Annotated in this window: 23 protein-coding genes and 2 pseudogenes; 17 read left to right on the forward strand and 8 right to left on the reverse strand. The window is 38.1% G+C overall.

The annotated features are described in order from the left end of the window. Window positions 1–22: 22 nt before the first annotated feature. Window positions 23–1,507: an aldehyde dehydrogenase family protein gene (locus tag NSU19_RS08840; RefSeq protein ID WP_339195464.1), complete on the reverse strand. Its 1,485-nt coding sequence runs from the start codon at window positions 1,505–1,507 to the stop codon at window positions 23–25. A 239-nt stretch (window positions 1,508–1,746) separates the two neighbouring features. Here NSU19_RS08840 and NSU19_RS08845 point away from each other — a divergent pair, with 239 nt between their 5' ends. The 4 genes and pseudogenes from NSU19_RS08845 to NSU19_RS08860 all read left to right on the forward strand — a co-directional run. Beyond that, window positions 1,747–1,986 (forward strand): spore coat associated protein CotJA, encoded by a 240-nt coding sequence (locus NSU19_RS08845; RefSeq protein ID WP_063389713.1) that lies wholly within the window; start codon window positions 1,747–1,749, stop codon window positions 1,984–1,986. 5 nt (window positions 1,987–1,991) lie between these two features. Then, a complete protein-coding gene (locus tag NSU19_RS08850) occupies window positions 1,992–2,252 on the forward strand; it encodes a spore coat protein CotJB (RefSeq protein ID WP_339199812.1) in 261 nt (86 codons plus the stop codon). 45 nt (window positions 2,253–2,297) lie between these two features. Further along, complete coding sequence (gene cotJC, locus NSU19_RS08855) at window positions 2,298–2,867, forward strand: spore coat protein CotJC (protein ID WP_063389715.1); 570 nt, start codon at window positions 2,298–2,300, stop codon at window positions 2,865–2,867. A gap of 405 nt (window positions 2,868–3,272) precedes the next feature. Continuing rightward, window positions 3,273–3,626 (forward strand): annotated as a pseudogene (locus tag NSU19_RS08860) (transposase); the annotation flags it as partial. 349 nt (window positions 3,627–3,975) lie between these two features. Here NSU19_RS08860 and NSU19_RS08865 read toward each other — a convergent pair. The 3 genes from NSU19_RS08865 to NSU19_RS08875 form a co-directional block, all read right to left on the reverse strand. After that, window positions 3,976–4,647 carry an ATP-binding cassette domain-containing protein gene (locus NSU19_RS08865; RefSeq protein ID WP_144597000.1) on the reverse strand — a complete coding sequence of 224 codons (672 nt, stop codon included), beginning with the start codon at window positions 4,645–4,647 and terminating at the stop codon, window positions 3,976–3,978. Between the two features lie 3 nt (window positions 4,648–4,650). After that, window positions 4,651–5,937 carry a sugar transporter gene (locus NSU19_RS08870; RefSeq protein ID WP_144597002.1) on the reverse strand — a complete coding sequence of 429 codons (1,287 nt, stop codon included), beginning with the start codon at window positions 5,935–5,937 and terminating at the stop codon, window positions 4,651–4,653. 138 nt (window positions 5,938–6,075) lie between these two features. After that, the gene (locus NSU19_RS08875; protein WP_063389719.1) at window positions 6,076–6,633 is read right to left on the reverse strand and encodes a hypothetical protein; all 558 of its coding nucleotides are present in this window, start codon (window positions 6,631–6,633) and stop codon (window positions 6,076–6,078) included. Window positions 6,634–7,553: 920 nt separating this feature from the next. Between NSU19_RS08875 and NSU19_RS08880 the strand changes: the two genes are divergently transcribed. Then, window positions 7,554–7,922 carry a helix-turn-helix transcriptional regulator gene (locus NSU19_RS08880; protein ID WP_063389720.1) on the forward strand — a complete coding sequence of 123 codons (369 nt, stop codon included), beginning with the start codon at window positions 7,554–7,556 and terminating at the stop codon, window positions 7,920–7,922. Window positions 7,923–7,937: 15 nt separating this feature from the next. Next, window positions 7,938–9,635, forward strand: coding sequence for an ABC-ATPase domain-containing protein (locus NSU19_RS08885; protein WP_063389721.1), 1,698 nt, complete (start codon window positions 7,938–7,940; stop codon window positions 9,633–9,635). A 185-nt stretch (window positions 9,636–9,820) separates the two neighbouring features. On the opposite strand, the gene NSU19_RS08890 is transcribed toward NSU19_RS08885, so the two are convergent. Beyond that, window positions 9,821–11,056 carry an MFS transporter gene (locus tag NSU19_RS08890; RefSeq protein WP_144597004.1) on the reverse strand — a complete coding sequence of 412 codons (1,236 nt, stop codon included), beginning with the start codon at window positions 11,054–11,056 and terminating at the stop codon, window positions 9,821–9,823. 259 nt (window positions 11,057–11,315) lie between these two features. Further along, window positions 11,316–11,507 (reverse strand): hypothetical protein, encoded by a 192-nt coding sequence (locus NSU19_RS08895; RefSeq protein ID WP_130158005.1) that lies wholly within the window; start codon window positions 11,505–11,507, stop codon window positions 11,316–11,318. A gap of 191 nt (window positions 11,508–11,698) precedes the next feature. On the opposite strand from NSU19_RS08895, the gene yunB reads away from it, so the two are divergent. The 9 genes from yunB (at window position 11,699) to NSU19_RS08940 (ending at window position 17,134) form a co-directional block, all read left to right on the forward strand. Next, window positions 11,699–12,445: a sporulation protein YunB gene (yunB, locus tag NSU19_RS08900; protein ID WP_063389724.1), complete on the forward strand. Its 747-nt coding sequence runs from the start codon at window positions 11,699–11,701 to the stop codon at window positions 12,443–12,445. A 100-nt stretch (window positions 12,446–12,545) separates the two neighbouring features. Further along, the gene (locus tag NSU19_RS08905) at window positions 12,546–12,752 is read left to right on the forward strand and encodes a DUF1657 domain-containing protein (RefSeq protein ID WP_066246606.1); all 207 of its coding nucleotides are present in this window, start codon (window positions 12,546–12,548) and stop codon (window positions 12,750–12,752) included. Window positions 12,753–12,808: 56 nt separating this feature from the next. Continuing rightward, window positions 12,809–13,255: a YhcN/YlaJ family sporulation lipoprotein gene (locus tag NSU19_RS08910; protein WP_063389726.1), complete on the forward strand. Its 447-nt coding sequence runs from the start codon at window positions 12,809–12,811 to the stop codon at window positions 13,253–13,255. Window positions 13,256–13,268: 13 nt separating this feature from the next. Next, complete coding sequence (gene spoVAC, locus NSU19_RS08915; RefSeq protein ID WP_063389727.1) at window positions 13,269–13,748, forward strand: stage V sporulation protein AC; 480 nt, start codon at window positions 13,269–13,271, stop codon at window positions 13,746–13,748. A 1-nt stretch (window position 13,749) separates the two neighbouring features. Then, window positions 13,750–14,757 carry a stage V sporulation protein AD gene (gene spoVAD, locus NSU19_RS08920; RefSeq protein ID WP_063389728.1) on the forward strand — a complete coding sequence of 336 codons (1,008 nt, stop codon included), beginning with the start codon at window positions 13,750–13,752 and terminating at the stop codon, window positions 14,755–14,757. A gap of 5 nt (window positions 14,758–14,762) precedes the next feature. After that, on the forward strand, window positions 14,763–15,119 hold the full coding sequence (gene spoVAE, locus NSU19_RS08925; protein WP_063389729.1) for a stage V sporulation protein AE: 357 nt from the start codon (window positions 14,763–14,765) through the stop codon (window positions 15,117–15,119). Between the two features lie 5 nt (window positions 15,120–15,124). After that, window positions 15,125–15,331, forward strand: coding sequence for a DUF1657 domain-containing protein (locus tag NSU19_RS08930; protein WP_063389730.1), 207 nt, complete (start codon window positions 15,125–15,127; stop codon window positions 15,329–15,331). 14 nt (window positions 15,332–15,345) lie between these two features. Continuing rightward, window positions 15,346–16,206: a DUF421 domain-containing protein gene (locus NSU19_RS08935; RefSeq protein WP_066246610.1), complete on the forward strand. Its 861-nt coding sequence runs from the start codon at window positions 15,346–15,348 to the stop codon at window positions 16,204–16,206. A 76-nt stretch (window positions 16,207–16,282) separates the two neighbouring features. Beyond that, a complete protein-coding gene (locus NSU19_RS08940) occupies window positions 16,283–17,134 on the forward strand; it encodes an NAD(P)/FAD-dependent oxidoreductase (RefSeq protein ID WP_242009279.1) in 852 nt (283 codons plus the stop codon). A gap of 481 nt (window positions 17,135–17,615) precedes the next feature. Here NSU19_RS08940 and NSU19_RS08945 read toward each other — a convergent pair. Beyond that, a pseudogene (locus NSU19_RS08945) lies at window positions 17,616–18,392 on the reverse strand (DMT family transporter). On the opposite strand from NSU19_RS08945, the gene NSU19_RS08950 reads away from it, so the two are divergent. Beyond that, complete coding sequence (locus tag NSU19_RS08950) at window positions 18,382–18,591, forward strand: hypothetical protein (RefSeq protein WP_339200070.1); 210 nt, start codon at window positions 18,382–18,384, stop codon at window positions 18,589–18,591. The pseudogene NSU19_RS08945 and the gene NSU19_RS08950 sit on opposite strands and share 11 nt — an antisense overlap. Window positions 18,592–19,243: 652 nt before the next feature. Further along, entirely contained in the window at window positions 19,244–20,023 is a 780-nt protein-coding gene (locus NSU19_RS08955; RefSeq protein ID WP_063389744.1) for a TIGR00266 family protein, read from the forward strand. Between the two features lie 201 nt (window positions 20,024–20,224). Here the strand turns inward: NSU19_RS08955 and NSU19_RS08960 are convergent, their stop codons facing one another. Then, complete coding sequence (locus NSU19_RS08960; RefSeq protein ID WP_339199994.1) at window positions 20,225–21,352, reverse strand: IS110 family transposase; 1,128 nt, start codon at window positions 21,350–21,352, stop codon at window positions 20,225–20,227. Between the last annotated feature and the right edge of the window lie 346 nt (window positions 21,353–21,698).

The following is a 21,698-nucleotide window of genomic DNA, read 5'->3' on the forward strand; positions in this document are numbered from 1 at the left end:
GCGCTATTCTGAATTATATATTTTAATTTAAGCTAATCCACACGCTTTTTACTTCTGTATAGTTGTTCAAAGCATATGAACCCATTTCGCGACCGATACCTGATTGTTTGTATCCGCCAAACGGAGAAGCTGCGTCAAATACATTATAACAGTTGACCCAAACAGTTCCTGCTCTCAAGCGATTGGCGACATAGTGAGCGTTGGCCACATCTCTCGTCCATAAACCGGCAGCTAAGCCGTATTCGCTGTTGTTTGCCCGATCAATAACTTCATCTAAATCTTCAAAAGGCAATGCAGCAATGACCGGACCGAATATTTCCTCTTTGGCAATTGTCATTTTATCTTCAACATCAGCAAAAATTGTAGGAGTGACAAAATACCCTTTTTCAGATGGCGTAGATCCGCCGGTCACAACTTCTGCGCCTTCTTCAATTCCTTTTTCAATATAATTCAACACTCTTGACTGCTGCTCTTCAGATACGAGCGGCCCCATTTCCGTTTCCGGATTCAGGCCAAAGCCTTGGCGGATATTTTTGGCATGGGAGGCCATATCTGCTAATACATTATCGTAATGTTTTTTCTGAATAAACACACGAGAACCTGCACAGCATACTTGACCTTGATTAAACATTACACCGTTTAATGCACCTGGAATCGCTTTTGACAGATCAGCATCCGGCAAAATAATATTCGGCGATTTGCCTCCTAATTCCAGCGTAACTCGCTTCAGTGAACGTGCGGCATTTTTCATTATCAGCTTGCCGACTTCCGTCGATCCGGTAAAAGCAATTTTATCTATCAGAGGATGATCAACAATCGCTTGCCCAGCTGTTTCCCCAAAGCCCGGTACTATGTTGATAACCCCAGGTGGGAAACCTGCTTCTTCAATAAGCTCTGCTAAATAAAGGGCTGAAAGTGGAGTTTGTTCTGCAGGCTTCAAAACGACTGTACAACCAGTTGCAAGAGCGGCACCAAGTTTCCACATTGCCATTAGAAGCGGGAAGTTCCATGGAATAATCTGGCCGACAACACCAACAGGTTCATGTCTTGTATAATTGAAAAATGGTCCGTTGACAGGAATGGTCTGCCCGACTATTTTTGTAGACCATCCGGCATAGTAACGCAAGTGTTCAATGGCTAATGGAATATCTGCATTTCTAGTTTCCCGGATCGGTTTTCCGTTATCCAGCGTTTCCAGCTGAGCTAGTTCTTCTTTGTTTTCTTCCAGCAAATCCGCCAGTTTGTACAATAATCGGCTTCGTTCAGCAGCTGATATTTTGGACCATGGCCCGCTGTCAAAAGCAGCTCTTGCCGCACGGACAGCACGGTCAATATCTTCTTTGTCCGCTTCATAAACCGTTGCAAGAGTTTCTCCAGTTGCTGGATTAGGAGTGTCGAACGTTTTGCCGGAAACGCTTTCGACAAATTCACCATTAATGTACAACTTTTTTTTCCCTTTTAGAAACTCCGCTACTTTCCCTTCAACATTAGCGATTAATTGACTCATCGATCATCCTCCTAATTTTTTTTTCGTTGTGTAAACTCTGGATGAACGAAATACAGTTTTATAATAAAGGAAAATTCAGAATATTTCAACCCATTTTTTAAAAATTACCAAAAATCTCCTGACCAACAACTGCTGGATGGCCGCAGAAAACTTAAGAAAACAACTTTATTTCAGTCATCAAGACAAACTATTTAAGAATAATCGTATAAAGAGAAATGAACTTCAAAGAGGTGATGACTATGAATGAGAAGCATCAAAAATCTTTTACGACCGTAAAATCATATCGTCCTTTTCATAGCAGATATGATCCATGTAAACCAATCGGTGTCAAATACTATTCCACACCGCCAAACCTTTTCCTCGGTTTTCAGCCGCCGAACTTGCAGCAATTTTCCGCAAAAGAAGCATTAAAAAAAGGGACTCTTTGGCGATTTTTTTATGACTATTACGAAAATCCGTATGAGAAAAAAGGGAGGTAGCCAAAATGAAGGAGCTTCCTCAAGAGTACTATCAGCTCCTTGAAGAAATTCAAGCGGCTGATTTCGTGCTTGTTGAATTATCGCTTTATCTAGACACTCATCCAAATGATATGGAAGCAATCCAGCAATTTAACCAATATGCCCAATACTCAAAACAATTGAAGCAAATGTTTGAATCAAAATTCGGTGCGCTGCAGCAATTTGGAAACAGCTTTTCAGACGCGAACTGGAGCTGGGGAACGATGCCGTGGCCATGGCAAGTATAGCTTTAATCCGTTTAACTATACTCATACGATGAAAGGAGAAAGAACATGTGGTTTTATGAAAAAAAACTACAATATCCTGTCAGGGTGAGTACGTGCAACCCAAAACTTGCAAAATATTTAATTGAACAATACGGCGGAGCAGATGGAGAACTTGCTGCCGCCCTTCGCTATTTGAATCAAAGATACACGATCCCCGACAAAGTAGTAGGACTTTTAACGGATATTGGAACAGAAGAATTTGCTCATTTGGAGATGATCGCAACAATGGTGTATAAATTGACGAAAGATGCGACACCGGAACAATTAAAGGAAGCAGGACTAGGCGAGCATTATGTCAATCATGACAGCGCCTTGTTTTATAACAACGCTGCTGGAACTCCGTGGACTGCGACTTATATTCAAGCAAAAGGGGATCCGATAGCTGATTTGTATGAGGATATAGCTGCCGAGGAAAAAGCAAGAGCTACTTATCAATGGATTATCGATATGTCAGATGATCCAGACTTAAATGACGGATTAAGATTTTTGCGCCAAAGAGAAATTGTTCATTCGCAACGTTTTCGGGAGGCGGTGGAAATTTTAAAAGAAGAACGTGATCGTAAAAAGTTTTTTTAAGAAGTTCAAGGAGCATCCAATCAGACGTACTTTCATCTATTGGATGCTCCTTTTATGTTTCAGGCAGAACATTGTTGGTAATATCCAAGATTGACAGCATTGATCGAATTTTTTTACTCTCTTTCTTTTAAAATAATACAAACAGCTGTACAATCGATCAATTGAAGCTGTTCACGTACAAAAATAGTGTATTTTGCATTACTTAATCCATTTTCTTTAGCCCATGAATAAAATTCAAAATCATATCCTCCTCCCTCTATAAATGTTGATATATCAACATTTATAGAGGGAACATTCCTGTTAGAAGTTTTTTCGGGGACTTGAATAAAAAAGCCCTCTTGGTATGATTCGGGGGTGTCAATCGGATTAATTGCCCCCTAATTTGGATACCAAGGAGGACTATACATGAGTTCTATCTCAAACAAGAAGATTAATCAAGTCACCGATCAAACGCTCATCGTTGGCATGGATATCGCGAAAAAGAAGCATTATGCCTGCTTTGTGGATGAGCGAGGGAGGGTGTTAAAAAAGCCGTTTCCCGTTCTGCAATCGAAAGAAGGATTGGAATGGTTGTACCAGTGCATCGTGAAAGCGATGGAGGAAGTTGAAAAAACGGAAGTGATCGTTGGCATCGAGCCAACGGGACATTATTGGCTCAATCTCGCTTACTTTCTTGACGAGAAGGGCATTCCTCTCGTGATGACAAACCCGATGCACGTGAAGCGCTCCAAAGAGCTAGACAACAATCTTCCAACCAAGGCTTTATAAGTCCAAGACACTGCCCCTTGAGTTTGAAAATCTCCATTAACATTAGCGACTGTTCTAGCAGGGTCAATTTTTATAGAGATTGATTGGTTTTGAATAGCTTTTGGACTCCTTTATGAACTGTTTCATCAGGCTTTGACTACTATTTACTCGAGCTATCCTCGTAAATGCTGTTTTTTTTTAGGAATTTTTTTGTTTTTCATTCTGCTATATGAAAGAATGATTCAAACAGTATTTGTATGTTAGTAAAATCGCGGAAAAAGAAGGCTGGAAATCAAGGTGAAACTGTTCCTTAGAAAGCCCAAAAAGAAAAATGAACTTCCTATAACCGAGCATACAAAATTTATGCTTCACGGCTGCCGCACTCTAAAACTACTGTATTCAGTTGTTCATTCCTTTTTAAAATGATCTTTTGATTTGAAAAATCAGTTAAATCAGCATCCGTTGAATGAGTGGCATAAATTAAAATTGCCTTGTTTTGCATGACGTAATTTTTCAAATAATCGAGAATAACTTTTCTTGACCTAATATCGAAATTGACAAAAGGTTCATCAAGGAGAATCAAATTAGGCGAAGATAGAAGTGCTAAAATTAAAGATAGTTTTTGTTTCGTTCCTAAAGACAGTTCGCGTGTAAGGGTATTTTTATATTTGTAGAGTCCAATTTTTTCTATAAGACCTTCTAGAGACGAATCTAATCTTTCCCCATTCAGGAAGGATAAGATCATATCAATTGTTTCAGCCGTTGTTAAATAATCGTATAAAAATGGTGTATTGCCAATTAAGGAGACTCCTTTTATATACTTTTGAAAATCGTCCTTTAATGAAATATTGTTTAACTTGATGTCCCCATCGAATGTTGTCATTCCACCGATGATATTCAACAACGTTGATTTGCCAATTCCATTTTCACCAAGTAATTCAACAATGCTCATGTTATCTATTTTTAAGTTAATACCGTCAAAAATGTAGGCTGATTCACCATATCTTTTTTTTATATTGATCAATTCAAGCATGTTTTACCTCTCTTTTGTCAGAAAATTATATAATAATAAAAAATGTGAATAAACAATAAAGAAAAAGAGTATAGGATATATACTGCCGAATTTCATTGAATAAAAAGCTACAACGCTGCATGTAATAGAAGGCAACCCTAAAACGAATAAATCTTCTAAAGGATTAAAAAAATATACAAAAAAATTGTTTTTAATATCTTCTATTGATAATTTTTGAAAGCGATAGACTCTTTTTGAAATGATTTTTATTGTGTAGAAGTAAATGATTGTTGAACATAAAACAGTGACAGCTGAAAATAATGAAAATCCATAAAGGAGGAATACACCAGCATAATAACTGATTAGGATTACGATGAGCCTTCTTGACAGAAATTTAGAAAGCGAATTCTCATAATAAGTTTTTTGATCAAACTTCTTTATATAATAAAAATCGCTTAAATTACAGTCGTTTAACAGTTTTGAGCTATTTATGATTCCTTGAGATATCATACTAATCATTGCGCTTTCAATTCCTAAATAAACCGAAATGATAATCAATTTATGAATATTAAAATAAAAATGAATCATACATATCAGAACTAAAGAAGCAGCTGCAAACAAATAAGTATACAATATATATAAGTAGTAAGTTCTATTTTGACAAGATCGGGATAAAGCCGCTTGATACTGATCTAAATGCAGGTCATTTTTATACCGGATGAAATGTTCTTTCTTTTTCGTAGCGTTCGGCCCGTGAATAAATAAAAAGACAATCTGAGGATTGCTCCATAAAAATTTTACAATAATAGTAAAAAAAACAGCTATTAAGAAGAAAATCTCGTATAAAAGAATGGTTATGTAACTAAAATGAAATTCTCTCATAAAAATCAACATAAAAAAACAATAAGACAAAATGTTTGTTCCAAATGTTAACAGCAATTTTTTAATAATCAGTAATTGAAATTTAATTTTGTGAGCTTTATACATCCATTGAGAAATATTCTCCAGTTCCACATGATCGTAATCATCATTATTAATATCAGTGAACAAAAGCGTTATAAAAAAATAGATAGTGGCGATATAAAAAGGATTTATATTTATAAAGGAATGAAAAAAATAAATGAGCAAATAGACAAAAATCGGTGCTAACATCGAAGCGAAAGTAATGACTGCATTTACGTTATAGAGAAAGACCAGCAGCAATTTTTTATCGCCGCCAGCAAACTTATTTAGAAAATTCCCAAATAAAATCTCGAAATTTGCTAATGCTTTTCTTTTTTTCATTAACCGCTTGTATTTAAAGTATTTCATCTTCTTCAATTCCCCAACATTTTCGTAACAATTTTTACCAGATTAAAAATTCCTACTAAAAAAACGATTATCGAGATTACGAACAATATTCTCATTTTAGCCTTAAATTTTTTTTCCATATTATGCACCTTCCTAAGATCATTGAAATTGCACAACAGTCATGAACGTTTGAATGATAAGCGTCAAACCATAAGTGGTCGAAAATATTATTGTACACAGTCTTATTTTTAGGCTGATGGAAGTGGAACTGTCTAAATATGATAAATATAAGTAGAAAAAAACAACCAATAGGATTTGCGAACCTGGAAACCAGCCCAGCCATTGAATATCTTGCAGTTGATTAAAGCCAGCCAGTGAAATGATCGTCATATTTAATAAAATGGAAACAAGATTCGCAAAAATGATGGCTGATAAAAAGTTACTAAATGTAAACTTTTTATTCGTCATGACATTTGTAATATAAGTAACAAATATTGTTTCGATTATGATCACGGTAATTCCCGCAATCAATTGTATTAAAATTAACAAAGCAGCAACAAACGAATGTGCAAACAATGGAAAGCTCGCTTGCAGTTTATCAAATTGCTCAATCACTTGAAACTGTTTAATGGAAAAAAATGAATTCGCCACAACTGCTAGCACTAACAGGCAAAAAGAAAGTAAATTTATTATTCTTTCATTTTTTAATTTGAGCATATTTATCCCCTTTATAAGAAAAGGTGTTCCGCCTTATTACAAAAATTAAAACAGCAGGAGGCTAAAGGCTATTACAGTTAGAGTCAATCACCATGAAACATAAGAAATTTCATTGAGAGAGACCATCAAGAATAATTCCGGCAGCAGTCAGATTAAATTCATAACTTATCCTCTCAAAATTGCTTTAATTTCACACAAATAATATTCTTTCCTCGTTTAAAATTGCAACTGAATGGGCTGTACTTAGTTGGTCAAAAATTTTTAGTTCAAGTAGACTATAAACAACAAATCATGCAATTGTACTAAAGCGGGAAGCCAAATTGTAATCAACCGAACTTGCATAGCTAAGCAGCCCGTGAATTCTTATGTGATGAAACCCGAAAACAAAGTCATGTAATTTCTTTTAAACTAGTATTTCCGAATGAGGATTTTGGCAATTTATAGAAATATTATAATGAAGGTTGGATCCCTTGGTCAAGCTGCTCCTAAATTTTTCTAATGGTTTTCAAAAGGTGGCATGTTAGGAATAATGATTTTAAGTAATCCATCCCATTAATCTACGTTTTTTCAGACAGAATCATCTTGTTTGTAACACTCATTATTGCGTGAATAAAAAATGTTCATGCCCGATGCTTCCGAGATGCAATCTAAATTTTAAAAAGGTCAAGATTCGGTGGTAGAGGAAAAGACTTTCGAATTAACCAACAGCCGAATGCCATTTCACTTTATGCTAAAACAAATATTTTAACAAATAGCATGGAGGTCTTGTCATATTGTGTGACAATTCATTTTGCAAACAATGTTCTAAATGAAAAAAAAGATATATTTTTATATGAACTTATATTATGATTAAAATAAAAGGATCGGAAAACTATAAGTTTACATAATTATATTATTGTAAAAAGGAGATGGATGGAGAGATGACGGAAAAAAGAAAACCTAGCGGCTTTTTATTGAAGCAGCGCGCTTTTTTAAAATTATATTTAATCACGATGACGGAAAAGAAGCGGCTGTATGGTTTTAAAATATTGGATGAACTGCGGGAAGAGTTTCGCCCGTATGGCTACCGTCCGAATCATTCTGAGCTGTACAAAGCGCTTCATGATTTAATAAAAGACGGCATTTTAAAACAAATTAAACGAAAAAAAGAAGGAGCCGAGTTTCAAGAGGTTGTCTATTATCAGTTTGTCGATTATGAAAAAGCAAAACAATATAAAAGACAACTAAAAGCAGAGCTGGACCGCTCAAAAGCAATTATTGAAAAAGCTATACGAGACAATTTTGCATAAATATGGAGGAGTATTATGATCAATCTTGCAAAAAAGCTGGAACAAATCGATGGCAAAGGATATAAAGCGTACAAACAGATTCAAGGCTCGTACAAGTTTCCTGATTTTGAATTGTTGATCGATTATGTACAGGGCGATCCGTTTGCGAGTCCTTCGAAAATCAGAATATTGATCGCTAGAAGCAAAACGGCTTTTTTACAAAAATGGACAAACAGCCGGCAAAGAAAGATAAGATGTGAAGATATGATTGTCCGCGAAGTATTTCAAGCTATTTCTAATTTGAAAAATAACGTACGCGGCTCTGGAAAAAGCGGGCTGATCATGATTGACAAACCGGGGCAGAAGGTGTTAGAACGGACAGCTGTTCAGATAGGAGAAAACGATATTACAGTTTGTCTTTCAATCGGTCTTCCGGCTCAAGGGAGAACAATATTAGGCAAGGAAGCCAAAAAAATATTTTTTCAACTACTTCCCGAAATTTTGCGGCATTCTGTCTTTTCTGTGAAGGGGAAAGATATTGAGAGCGCGATTCAGCTTTGCGATCAGCAAATGGCGATCCGCTCCTATATGAAAGAGAGAGGAATAATAGCGTTTATTGCAAATAATTCAATTTTGCCGCGTGCAAGCGGCGTAAGTGATCAGCCGTTGAAGGGCGCTGTTCCTTTTCAAAGTCCAAAGGAAATGGAAGTCTCAATTCCTGTTCCGCATCGGCAAGAACCGTTGAAGGGCATGGCTATATACAAAGGCATCACCTTGATCGTTGGAGGAGGTTATCATGGAAAAAGCACTTTATTAAAGGCGCTCGAGCATGGTGTTTATGACCATATTGAAGGGGACGGCCGTGAATTTGTTTTGACGGACCGTTCAGCATGCAAAATACGTGCCGAAGATGGCCGCAGTATAAAGAAGGTGGATATTTCCGCTTTTATTAACAATCTGCCGTTTCAAAAAAGCACAAAATCCTTCTCTACGGAAAATGCAAGCGGCAGTACATCGCAGGCAGCCAATATAATGGAAATGCTAGAAGCAGGAGCAAAAACATTATTGATCGACGAGGATACAAGTGCAACAAACTTTATGATTCGGGACGCCAGAATGCAAGCATTAATTCATAAAGAGCATGAGCCCATTACTCCATTTATCGATAAAGTTTTACAATTGAAGCAGGATTTTGATGTCTCAACAATTTTAGTTATGGGCGGATCAGGAGATTACTTTTCCGTTGCGGATCGCGTAATTAAAATGGATCATTATAAGCCTTATGACGTCACACATGAAGCAAAACAGATTGCCTGTCAAATTAAAACCGGAAGAAAGCATGAAGGAGGGGAGAAATTTGGAGAATGGAAGCTTCGTATTCCGGAATCAGGCAGCTTGAACAGCAGAAAAGGGAAAAAATCTAAAATTGCTTGCCGGCTTTCTGAAATTCAATATGGACTAGAAAAAATTGATTTATCTTATGTAGAACAGCTGGTCGACGAAAGCCAGACAAGAATGATTGGAGAAATATTATCGTATATCGAACGGACAAACCTTTTTGACAGACGCTTAACAGTATCACAATTGCTTGATTTCGTAGAAAATAAGATCAATCAGGATGGTCTCCAAAGTTTTTCGGCCCATCATGGTCATCAAGGTGAATTGGCGTATGTAAGAAGATTTGAATTAGCGGCAGCCTTGAATCGGATTAGGGCGTTAAAAATTCGGGAATGAAGAAAAGACTTTCTTCCATAAAAAATTTTTCTATCATCATCAACGAACTGACGGGTGCCCCAATTTTGACAGCGCAAAGAAAGCGAGAGACTCCGAGAATTTCTTTTGCTTAGACGGCCTCGACCGCAAGCTTGCCGGCGCGAAACGGGCGCGGGAGTCGCAAGCTTTGAATCTGTCAATGCTCGTTACGAAAACGATTTGGCATGAACTTGCTGGTTTTCCCGCTTTTCCGTTTTCTTTTTCTCTTTTAAATAATCAATTAAAACTAGCAGAATAACAATGAAAAAACAAATGCTTGATAATTGAAAAATCGTTCCTAAATCAACATAGGATGATAAGAAGCCTAGAAAAACCGCACTTATTCCTATTCCTCCATCCAATGCTGAATAATACATTCCGTTTGCGACTCCTCTCCGATCGGCAGGTGTTTTAGAAAGCACCCATGATTGCAAAACAGGAAGCAGTGACCCAAAACCGGCGCCAAATAAAATACCAGCTAAAACAAGCATTCCGACTGAGTATGTGAAAGATAAAACCCAAAAGGCGATAAATGTTAAGAATGAGCAAACAATGGCAAGAAGCCAAGGACCGCTTCGATCAAACCACCTTCCTGAAATTGGTCGTACAGCAGTTGCCGCCAACGCATTACATAAGTAGTATAAGAAGATTTGATCGATCCCTCTTTCTTGGCCGAATATGACGATAAACGTGACAATTCCCCCATAACCGAAAGCTGATAATAATGTAATCAGTGCAGGAAACGCCCCATGTTTATCAATGAGTGAGCGAAAAAAAGAAAAATCCTTTACATGCATTGATTTTTCTAAAACAGACTTTGGCGTTTTGTATTGAACTAATGAAAGGGCGATAATCGATATGACACCGAAAATGGCGGAACCGATGATGAGCGGCTGGAATCCTAAATGTTGAAAAAGCAAAATGCCAAAACTAGGAGCGATGATCATCCCAATGGTGATAGATAAACCATAATAGCCCATTCCTTCTCCGAGGCGTTTCGTTGGAACCAATTCAACAGCTGCCGTTCCATTTGCTGTTGTTGACCATCCCCAGGCAAAACCGTGAAGGAGGCGGACAATTAAAAATAAAAAAACAATCGATGTAAGCGAGTATGAAAGGGTTAAAAAGAGTAAGCCTACAGCTCCAGTTATAACGAGCCATTTTCGTTTCGCTGATTCAAGAAGAAAACCAATGAGCGGTCGAATGACAACAGCAGCGATGGAAAAAAGGGTTGTAACAAGCCCGATTTCAATGTCCGATGCTCCAATTGCTTTCGCTTGCGGCGGCAAAGTAGGCAAAAGCATTTGAAAGCTCATAAAAATAAATAAATTTCCGATAATTAACAAAATGAATGATTTTGTCCAAAGCGGCGGCTTGGCGGTATGAACGGCAGAATCCTTCATGGATTTGGTGGCACCTCCTGCATCGTAAAAACAAAAATATTTAGATACTCGAACAATTACCAACTACTCTATTATACAAATTTTTCAAAGGAACTCAATGGATTGGTTGCCTTTTCTTTTTAATAGAAGCTGGAGAAGAAAATTCACAAATCGATGGAAAATCTAGAACAGTGATGGGTTGAAAAAATTGCAACTGACACATATTACAAAAAAAGCCGATTTTCTTTCAAACAAGAGAAAGAAAATCGGCCGTTTTCTTTTATCGGTTTGGCATGATTTGTTGAATTTGACTGTTTGCAAATTTTTGTTGCAGCGGTTTGATGATGTTAGCGAATAAGTTTTGTCGTCTGCCAAATCCGTATAATGCTGCAGCCCCCAAACCGACTAAAGAAATCCACATCATGCTGTTTCTTTGCCGGTTCTTAGGAAACATGGAGCGTTTTTTTCCCATTTTGAAGAGGGACCCCATTTTTCTCATTATAAAAGCACCTCTTCCTAAGTTGTGTTTGGAAGAACATCTTCCAACAGTTATAGTATTGTTTTTTCACGATTCTTTATTAGTTACAGTTGATTCCAATTTTATTTTAGCTTCTAATCAGCTTTCTTTTCTACATATATTGGTACAAAGGGAGGGAAATTCTTTTGTACCGAAAATTCAGAAGACGACGAAGACGCGGCCCTCTGCCGGCTAAATATGTTTTTTTAATTACATTTGTCATTTTCAATGTTTTGACAGCATACAGCTTATGGCTGATCAATGCCATTATTGAACCGACATTGGTCAGAATAGCGGAAACAAAGACGAGGCAAATTGCCGAACATGCAATTCATGATGCTGTTTCGAAAAAAATAGCAGAAAAACTTGATATGAAGGAATTGATCATTATTCATGAAAAGAAATCAGACGAAACGGCGACTTACAGCTTTAATTCCCAAATTTATAACCGTCTTATTTCAGATGCGACCGTTTATATTCAGCAATATTTGGATGGGAATGTGGAGGTTGAATCGGAAGACGGCATCCCCGTCAATCAAAACCCAGATGGAAAAGGCCTGGTTTATCATATTCCACTCGGATTAATAACAAACAATGCGCTCATCTCCCATTTAGGTCCTGAAGTTCCCGTACGCTTTGAACTTATTGGTTCAGTTAATTCAGAAATTAGCACAAAATATAAGGAAATTGGCATTAATAACGCTTATTTAGAAATTTATATGGACATTTTAGTTAAAATTAACGTCATTATTCCTTCGATTTCAAAAGATATGGAAATAGAAAATTCAGTGAAAATTGGTGATTTATTTATTGAAGGAAAAGTTCCGCAGTTTTACAACAGCGGCGGGACTGGTTCGGCACCTGCTGTCATTATGCCTGAAAAATCAAAATAATAATACGGAATAAAATGGATATAAGGGAAGAACATCCCTTTTTTACTTTTGGGCATTTAGGAAATATTAAACTTGTAACAACAAAAAGGAGGAATTGACATTGACAGTTTCAACTCAAGTTCAACAAACATTAGCAGGATTAAAAAGTGCTCAAGCAAGCTTTGAAACGTTTGCACTGCAAACGGAAAACAAGCAAGCAAAACAGATTTATCAACAGGCTGCGCAGCAAACACAGTCAATTGTTGATTTGATTAATACCCGCTTGCAGCAAATCCAGAATGAAGAGCCTCAATATAAACAACAGTAAAGGTTGGTATTTACCAACCTTTTCAACACATCACAAATAAGAGTGAGCTGGTCAGGATGAAACATTTTATATTCTTTTTCACTTTCCTTTTTGTTTTCTCAGCATGTCAACAGAACGATATGGTCGATCCGACTTTAGAACAACCGACAAAAATCAATTATTCGACGAAGAACGCTCCTTTTAATCAAAAGGTCGCGAAAAAGGCGGAGGAAATAGCGGAAAGCTATGATGGAGTTCCCAAAGCCATAAGCGTCAATACAGACCGCAAGCTATTGCTTGCTTTTCAATTAGATCATATGAAACGGTTTCAATTAAAACAAAAGGAAAAAACAATTGAAAAAAAATTAAAAAAATCTTTCCGAGATTATGATGTCACCGTTTCAAGCGACATGAAAATTTATTGGGAAACAGAAAAATTAATTAACAAACTGGAAAATCTGGACAAGCGTGAAATGAACAAGAAAGTGGAAAACATTATTCAATTGAGCAGAGAAGAAACATAAGAAGGTGTTTTCGATGGCGAATGAGCAAAGAAAACTTCAAACGAAAATCATGCAGGAATACTATCAATTGGAGAAAAAAAATGAAACGAAAAGACCTGTTGTCCAAAACTGTTTACGAGCCTTTTTAGTCGGTGGAATTATTTGCTCCATCGGACAAGCGATACAGTTTTTTTACATGTACTTTTTTCATTTTACTCAACAAACCGCTGGAAATCCGACTGTTGCCACGATGATTTTTTTATCTATGCTTTTGACCGGATTTGGTGTTTACGACCGGATTGCTCAATTTGGCGGTGCCGGAAGCGCTGTACCAGTCACAGGGTTCGGAAATGCTGTTATTTCTGCAGCGATTGAGCACCGAACAGAAGGATTTGTCCTCGGTGTAGGCGGGAACATGTTTAAATTGGCCGGATCTGTTATTTTATTTGGAACATTTTCTGCATTTGTAGTTGCTTTAATCAAAACGATTTTAATTAAATGGGGTGGTTTTTGAAATGCTGAAAGGACATCGCACTTGGGTATTTCATAATCAACCCGTGATCATTTCAACCGCTACCGTTGGCGGGCCGTTTGAAGCAAATGGCAGACTAGCCGACGATTTTGATCTTCTTCACGAAGATTTGTGGTTGGGTGAGGACTCTTATGAAAAAGCTCATAAAGTGCTTTTTGAAGAAGCGTTTTACAAAGCAATAGAAAAAGGAAACATTGAAAAAGAACAGGTGGAATTTATTATTTCCGGAGATTTAGTGAATCAAATCACCCCTTCCAGCTTTGCAGCAAGAACGTTCGGCGTTCCTTATCTCGGCATTTTCGGCGCTTGTTCTACGTCGATGGAAGGGCTGGCATTAAGCGCATTTATCGTCAATTACGGCGGAGCAAAATATTTACTGACTGGTGCGGCCAGCCATAATACGGCAATCGAAAAACAATTTCGCTATCCGACCGAGTACGGTGGGCAAAAGCCACCGACTGCACAGTGGACAGTCACGGGTGCAGGAGCTGCTTTGTTAAGCAATGAAGGGAAAGGACCTGCCGTGACCTCGGCAACGATTGGCAGAGTGGTCGATTTAGGCATGTCTGATCCGTTTAATATGGGCGGTGCGATGGCGCCGGCAGCAGTTGATACGATAGAAGCGCATTTCCGCGATTTAAATATTGATGCGGACTACTATGATTTAATTGTAACAGGCGACTTAGGAAAAATCGGACGCAACGTCGCTCTTGAATTATTTGAAAAAAATGGAGTTCAAATGGATGAGGAAAAATTTCAGGATTGCGGTTTAATGATTTATCGGGAAGGACAACCAGTTTTATCCGGTGCAAGCGGGGCGGGCTGCTCGGCAATTGTCGTATACGGCCATTTATTAAATCGGATGAAAAAAGGCGAGCTGAAGCGAATTCTCGCTGTCGCAACTGGGGCGCTGCTTTCTCCGCTAACGTTCCAGCAAAATGAAACCATTCCGTGCATTGCACACGCTGTGTCCATTGAATTCAGGGGGTGAAACATTTGGTTGCGTCATTTTTTTGGGCGTTTGTCATAGGCGGATTAATTTGTGTAATTGGACAGATCATGTTTGATGTGTTTCATTTAACACCTGCTCATACATTAAGTACGTTTGTCGTGATTGGAGCCATCTTGGACGGTTTCGGGCTTTATGAACCATTTATCGATTTTGCGGGTGCAGGTGCAACCATTCCGATTACAAGCTTCGGAAATTCTCTCGTTCATGGAGCGTTGCAAGAAGCAGAAAAACATGGATTGATCGGAGTTTTAACAGGTATGTTTGAAGTGACTAGCTCCGGTATTTCAGCAGCTATTATTTTTGGTTTTATCGGAGCGCTTTTATTTAAACCGAAGGGGTGATTGGATTGACAGTAGCATCACAGGTCAAGCAAACGCTGGCCAGTTTAAAAAGCATTCATGCGGGATTGCAAAACTTGGCCATTACGTCAACTGATGAAGAAACGAAACGAGTTTTTCACGAAAACATGTTAATATCTGAAGAAATTATCAATGATGTAAAGTCTCGAATTGGAGAGCTGGAGTTTGAGGAACCTGAGTATAAAGGCTTTTGAAAAGAGGGATGAACATGCCAGAGTGGGTTGAAGTCATTATTCGTTCACTTGCCATAATAGCTGGATTATTTTTCATTTCCAAACTATTGGGAAAAAAACAGCTTTCCAAGCTTTCCTTTTTTGAATACGTCGTCGGCATTACCATTGGTGACATTGCCGGGACACTGTCAATGGATACGAATTTAAATTTAACAAACGGTATTATCAGCATTGCCATATGGGTGATGATTCCGGTTATTATTTCATTCATTTCCATGAAAAGTCCGTCGTTTCAGCAATTTATTGAAGGAAAACCGACCGTTTTTATTAAAAACGGAAAAATCATGGAGGAAAATTTAAAGAAAGAAAAATATCCTTTGGCCGCTTTGTTGGAACAATTGAGGAAAAATAATGTCCATCATGCCAGTGATGTGGAATTTGCTATTTTGGAAACTACTGGTGAACTGAGTATTTTGCTAAAAAAAGAAAAACAGCCTATAACGGTAGGAGATATCAAAACGAACGTTGCCCCTGTTAAAGAACCGCAAACCGTCATAATGGACGGAAAAATTATGGACGAAGCTCTTTCAACGACCGGTTTGAATCGAAGATGGCTGAAAGAAAAACTCGATCAATTAGGAGTCGCCGTCGAGAATGTTTTTTTAGCCCAAGTCGATTCATATGGACAACTCACTGTTGATTTATATGATGATAAAGTAAAAGTGCCTGAACCTGTTGAAAAACAGCTTCTTCTTTCATCCCTTAAAAAAGTGGAGGCAGATTTTGAATTATACGCTCTGCAAACTGAAAATACGGAAGCGAAAAACATGTATATAAAAAATAGAAAAAAAATAGCTGAAATGATCAAAACATTAACGCCTTTTTTGCAAGGTTGACTGAAAGGGTGGAAAAGTGAAAACATACGATTGCATCATTGTTGGCGGCGGGATCGCCGGTTTATCTGCGGCCATTATGCTTGGAAGGTATAAACATAATGTTTTAGTCATCGACAAGATGAACGGAAGATCGACGCTATGCAGAAGCTATCATAATTTGTTAGGGTGGCCTGACGGGGTAAGCGGACAGACACTGCGTACTCTTGGAAGAGAACATGCAGAAAAATACGGAGTAAAATTTTTGAAAAAGCTGGCAGCAAAAGTCGAAAAGCAAGGAAAAGATTTCCTTATCGAAACGGACGATCGCAGCATATACAAAACAAAAAAATTGCTGATTGCAACAGGGGTTACCGACCGCATACCAGAAGTGCTGTCAGAAATAAAGCATTGTTTAGGCATTTCGGTATATGTTTGCCCTGATTGCGATGGATATGAAGTAGATGGGAAATCGGTCATTGTAATGGGGGCAGGAAAAGCAGGAGCGAAGCTGGCTCTCTCACTAACGTACTGGACGAAAGACATTCAGTACGTGAATCATGATGGAGAAGAAATTAATGCTGCATTAAAAAATGAACTTTCTAATAAAAATATCGAATACATAAAAGAACGGTTAACGAAAGTGATGAGAGACGGTGAATGGTTTAAGGGAGTTGAATTGGAAAGCGGAAGACGCCTTTTCGCGGATAGAGGCTTCCTCGGATTTGGCGGCAATCGCGTTCATTCAGATCTTGCCGCTCAGCTCGGCGCCGAGCGATTAGAAAATAAGCATCTAGTCATCCATGCACGGACGAAAGAAACGAGCGTCCAAAATGTTTGGGCAGCCGGAGACGTTGCGGCTCACTCGGAACAAGCTGCAATCGCAATGGGGGATGGAATCCAAGCAGCGATTTGGATTCATAAACGGCTTTTAGAGGAACAACGGACTTGATGTTGATTGATAGATCTGAAAATTCCGAGCTGTTCAGGGCTCCATTATATTGCCGATTTTACGACCGTAAAAGTTATCGACAAAGAATGACGAGCAATTTAGGAGCGAATGCTCGGATTTGTCTTGAATTAGTATTGGAAAAAGTTGACTGAACATAAAGCTAGGAGGGGGAGGACATCAATTGTTTTGAGCGCTGGAAGTTTCGATGCCCTCCTTTGTGTTGACATGAAGATATTTATGATTACAGCCTTTCACGGCTGCAGAGAAAGTAAATGTGATCAAATAAGTGAGAATCCGAAAATGGAAGTTCTGCACATGATAGGGATTGAGCATTTGTTTTTGGCGAAAAAGCTCTCTTCAATCTTTAATTTTTTTACGATGAAGGCTCAGATGTTTTCAACTAAAGCCCCGAATTGTTGAAGTGTATGTTTCACATACTATTCTCCAGCTTTACATAGGAATTTTTATCAAAGACAAGAAATCATTCTATATTATTTGCACGATAAGATTCATTTGCAGCTGCTTTCCTTTGTTGAAGTAAAAATAAAAATACACCTAATAAAACAAAGAAGCCGCCTGCAATCTGCAAACCGACAACAGTTTCACCTAATAGGATTGCCGCTAAAATTGTAGCTCCTTTAGGTTCAAATAAAACACTCATCGAGATAGTGGCTGAGTTTACATACTTTAATAAAAAATTATATATTACATGGGCGATTGTAGGGACTATTGCCAGCAACAAAAAAAATTCCCCATTCCTTTGAATCATAACCGCTGATGGGTACATTCGCAAAAAGGTTTAAATCGTTAAAGTAACTGCAAAAAAACTGTAAATCCAATGAGAAATCAGCTTTACCGTATTTTGTCCGATTAATAAATAACAAACAATTGCCAAAACACTTAAAAATATCACCAATAATGACTGATTGGCGATTAAGCCCAAAATCACCCCATCCAACCATAACTACTCCTATAATTGAAATCACGATAGCGATTAAAGTTGAAATAGTTGTTCTTTCTTTGCAAATTAAAAATCCTCCTAACAAAGCGACTATAGAACTGCAAAGAAAGTATTATCGTCGAACTGGCCACTGTTGTCAGTTTCAAAGATTCAAACCACAAAGCAAAATGTAAGGCTAGAAAAACACCTGCAGCTAATAAAATCAGCCATTCCTTTTTGGAAATCTTACTAAACTCTTTCCTATTTACATAGATTATTTGGCAACAATAATATAGAGGCTAAATACATGGGATACATACTTAGTATAGTTGCCGATGCTACCGACCACCTGGCGAAGATTGCTGCAAAGGAAATGGCAATTACAGAAATGATCAGCAGAAATCCAACCGTTTTTTCATTTTTCCTCATTTGGGTTCAATGCACATTCTCATACGATTACGATACTGTAGAAACCCGCTTAATACTAATAAAATCACGGGCAACAGTATACCTATGAAGTAGAAACTGTTTATCGGTATTATCTAAAATTTCTCAAATTGCTTCTGCGAAATTATTTCAGCAGCGATCCAGAACGAATATTCCATATCCAGTGATGTTAGTTTATTCGAAAATCTATTACTCAGATAATTTCATCAATTAACTTTTTATATTATCTTTATAAACTGGTCAGCCCTGTATTAACTGTTCGAGCTGTACCAATACCTCATTAGTTTTTTCGGATTTAGAGGCTGATTTTCTCGCTCCTAAATCGATTAAATTCGATCAAATTCTGTTTTGCTTTTTTAAAGGATAAATTCTAAATAAACAGGATTTTTGATCAAACTTTCAATTTTATATAAGACGATTATTTATCAAACTTTATGTTACATCTGCATTTTGCAAATGAAGTAGATATATCGTTTAACTGAGCAGCCGTTAATCCTTTGGCTTTTTTGCTGCAAGCAATTCTTTTTCCTTGCCTAGGACAAAACATTCATATTGCACCGAAGCCCGATTGAAAAAAGAAATCGAACGGATTGCTCAAAGTGGTATTATGCACTGGTTCTATGGTCATAGAGATTCTTAAAAAAATTATGGCAATATGGATGAAAAAGAGCTATGATGAGTATATTACATATTCAAAAAATTACAATTATTGGGGTGAAACTATGGTCGCTCATGAAATTGAATACAAACTTCATGGAGACGATATGCAATTTGTCGAAATTGAACTTGATCCTGGCGAAAGCGCCATAGCAGAAGCCGGCGCCATGATGATGATGGACGATGGTATTGAAATGGAAACAGTTTTTGGTGACGGAAGTAATCAATCAAAAGGTTTATTAGGTAAACTGGTTGGCGCAGGGAAGCGTTTGATTACTGGAGAAAGCTTATTTATGACAGTGTTTACAAATCATCAGATGGAAAAAAAACATGTTTCCTTTGCCGCTCCGTATCCCGGAAAAATTATTCCGCTTGATTTAAAGGAATTCGGCGGGAAGGTCATTTGTCAAAAGGATTCATTTCTTTGCGCTGCAAAAGGGGTTTCCGTCGGAGTTGAATTTCAACGGAAATTAGGGACAGGATTTTTCGGCGGTGAAGGGTTTATTATGCAGAAGCTTGAGGGAGATGGATTAGCTTTTCTTCATGCAGGCGGAACGATTATCCAGAAGGATTTGCTCCCAGGAGAAAAACTTAAAATTGATACAGGCTGTTTAGTAGCAATGACAAAAGATGTTGATTACAATATCGAATTTGTCGGCAAAGTGAAAACGGCATTCTTTGGCGGCGAAGGTCTGTTTTTCGCAACCGTACGTGGACCGGGTTCTGTTTGGGTGCAATCATTGCCCTTCAGCCGTTTAGCTGACAGAGTTTTGGCCGCGCAAAGTGGAGGCAAAGATGAAGGCAGCATTTTAGGCGGAATTGGGGATTTGTTTGATGGAGATTGATTATTTGCAATGACAAGAGGAAGCGGCGCATACGATTCCTCTTTTTTTCTGTGAAAATCAATTAACCATGGCTGAAGCGGTATACCCCACAATCAAATTGGATACCCTATTAACGACCAAAAAAAGGAAATAGGAAAGCAGAGCTACCTTATTTTTAGGTATCTCGTATATTTCTGAACCTTTTTGGTTATACTAATTTATTTACTGCTCTCGAAACGGTTCTTTTCGAGAAATGATGCAGTAAATGATGGTAAGCATTCGGTGCGCGATCGCAACGAGTGCTTTTTTCTTTCCCCTGCGTGCCGCCAATGACCAATATTTCGCTGCCAAACGTTGATTCCTACATCGAGACAAAGCCCAAGCCGCCTCACATAACGCCGATTTGATATGCGGATTCCCCTTCGTCGTTCGGGTACTTTTTCGTTTTCCAGCACTTTCATGATTTCCCGGCGCGACTCCCGCCCATGAAGCGAGGTGTTGAGACGTTGGAAATTGTCCCATATCGACTCCGATTTCAGCGATAATCACGGCAGCGGTTTCCTTCTTGATCCCCGGTATGGTCACAAGAAGCTCCATCTCTTGTTTGTATACTTGTAAGAGTTGGTCGATTCGTTCTTCGATGTCTCGAAGTAAACTTTCCAACGATTCGATGTGCTTCCACGATTGGCGAATCATGAACAGTTGATGGTTGGTCAATGTACCAAAGAGAGAATCCTGAATTTGTTGTTTTTTCCTCTTCATACTCCTGTGAATGCAAGCATCGACTTCGGTTTCTTCGATGTATCCCTGTTTCATTAAACGTTCCAGTAGCTTTCGCCCAGATACACCAAATACATCCGAAATCACGGAACTTAACTTGATATTGGAACATTCCAACACTTTTTGAATGCGGTTTTTCTCCGCGGTTAACTGCCCGATCCATTTTTTGCGCAAGCGAGTTAAATCCCGTAATTCTCGAATGTTCTCAGGAGGTACGAAACTCTTCTCGATCAATCCGTAACGCAACAATTTGGCGATCCATTCTGCATCGGAAACATCGGTTTTTCTCCCCGGTACATTTTTGATTCGCTGAGCGTTGGCAAGTGTAATGTCAAAGTAATCTTCCAAAATATTGAACACAGGTTTCCAGTAAACGCCCGTACTCTCCATCGCAATATGAGTGACACCACGATCTTCTAACCATTTCAGAAGACGAAACAAGTCTTTCGTGAAAGTAGGAAATGTTTCAACTTCCTTTTGAACGTGTTCTTCCTCTCCAAGAAGAGCACAAACGACAATTGTTTCGGCATGGACATCTAATCCTGCACAACGATGATAAAGAACATCCATGATTCTTACTCCTTCCATCGATAAATTCGCAAACAGGGAGTCCATTTGCACGTTAGGCATTTTTCTGTTCGTAGTCACCTTTTCACACGAAAAGGGCTGACAATGGGTGGAACACCAAATGGACTCAAACAGTTTTTATTACAGGGTCGAACCACCATTAAAGAGAACGTCTTTCAAAACTGTTTGCGTTCATATCCATTATGGGAAGGAATGATGGATTTTCATGCATGGGTGGGGAGTAAAATTACTCATGGATGTTTTTAATGAAAAAGGCCATAATAAAAACCTTTGTGAAAAAAATAAAATAGTAGTATAATATTTAAATATTAAAATTAATTGAAAATTA

It is taken from the genome of Aeribacillus sp. FSL k6-2211 (assembly GCF_037966125.1).
Taxonomy (GTDB): domain Bacteria; phylum Bacillota; class Bacilli; order Bacillales; family Aeribacillaceae; genus Aeribacillus; species Aeribacillus composti.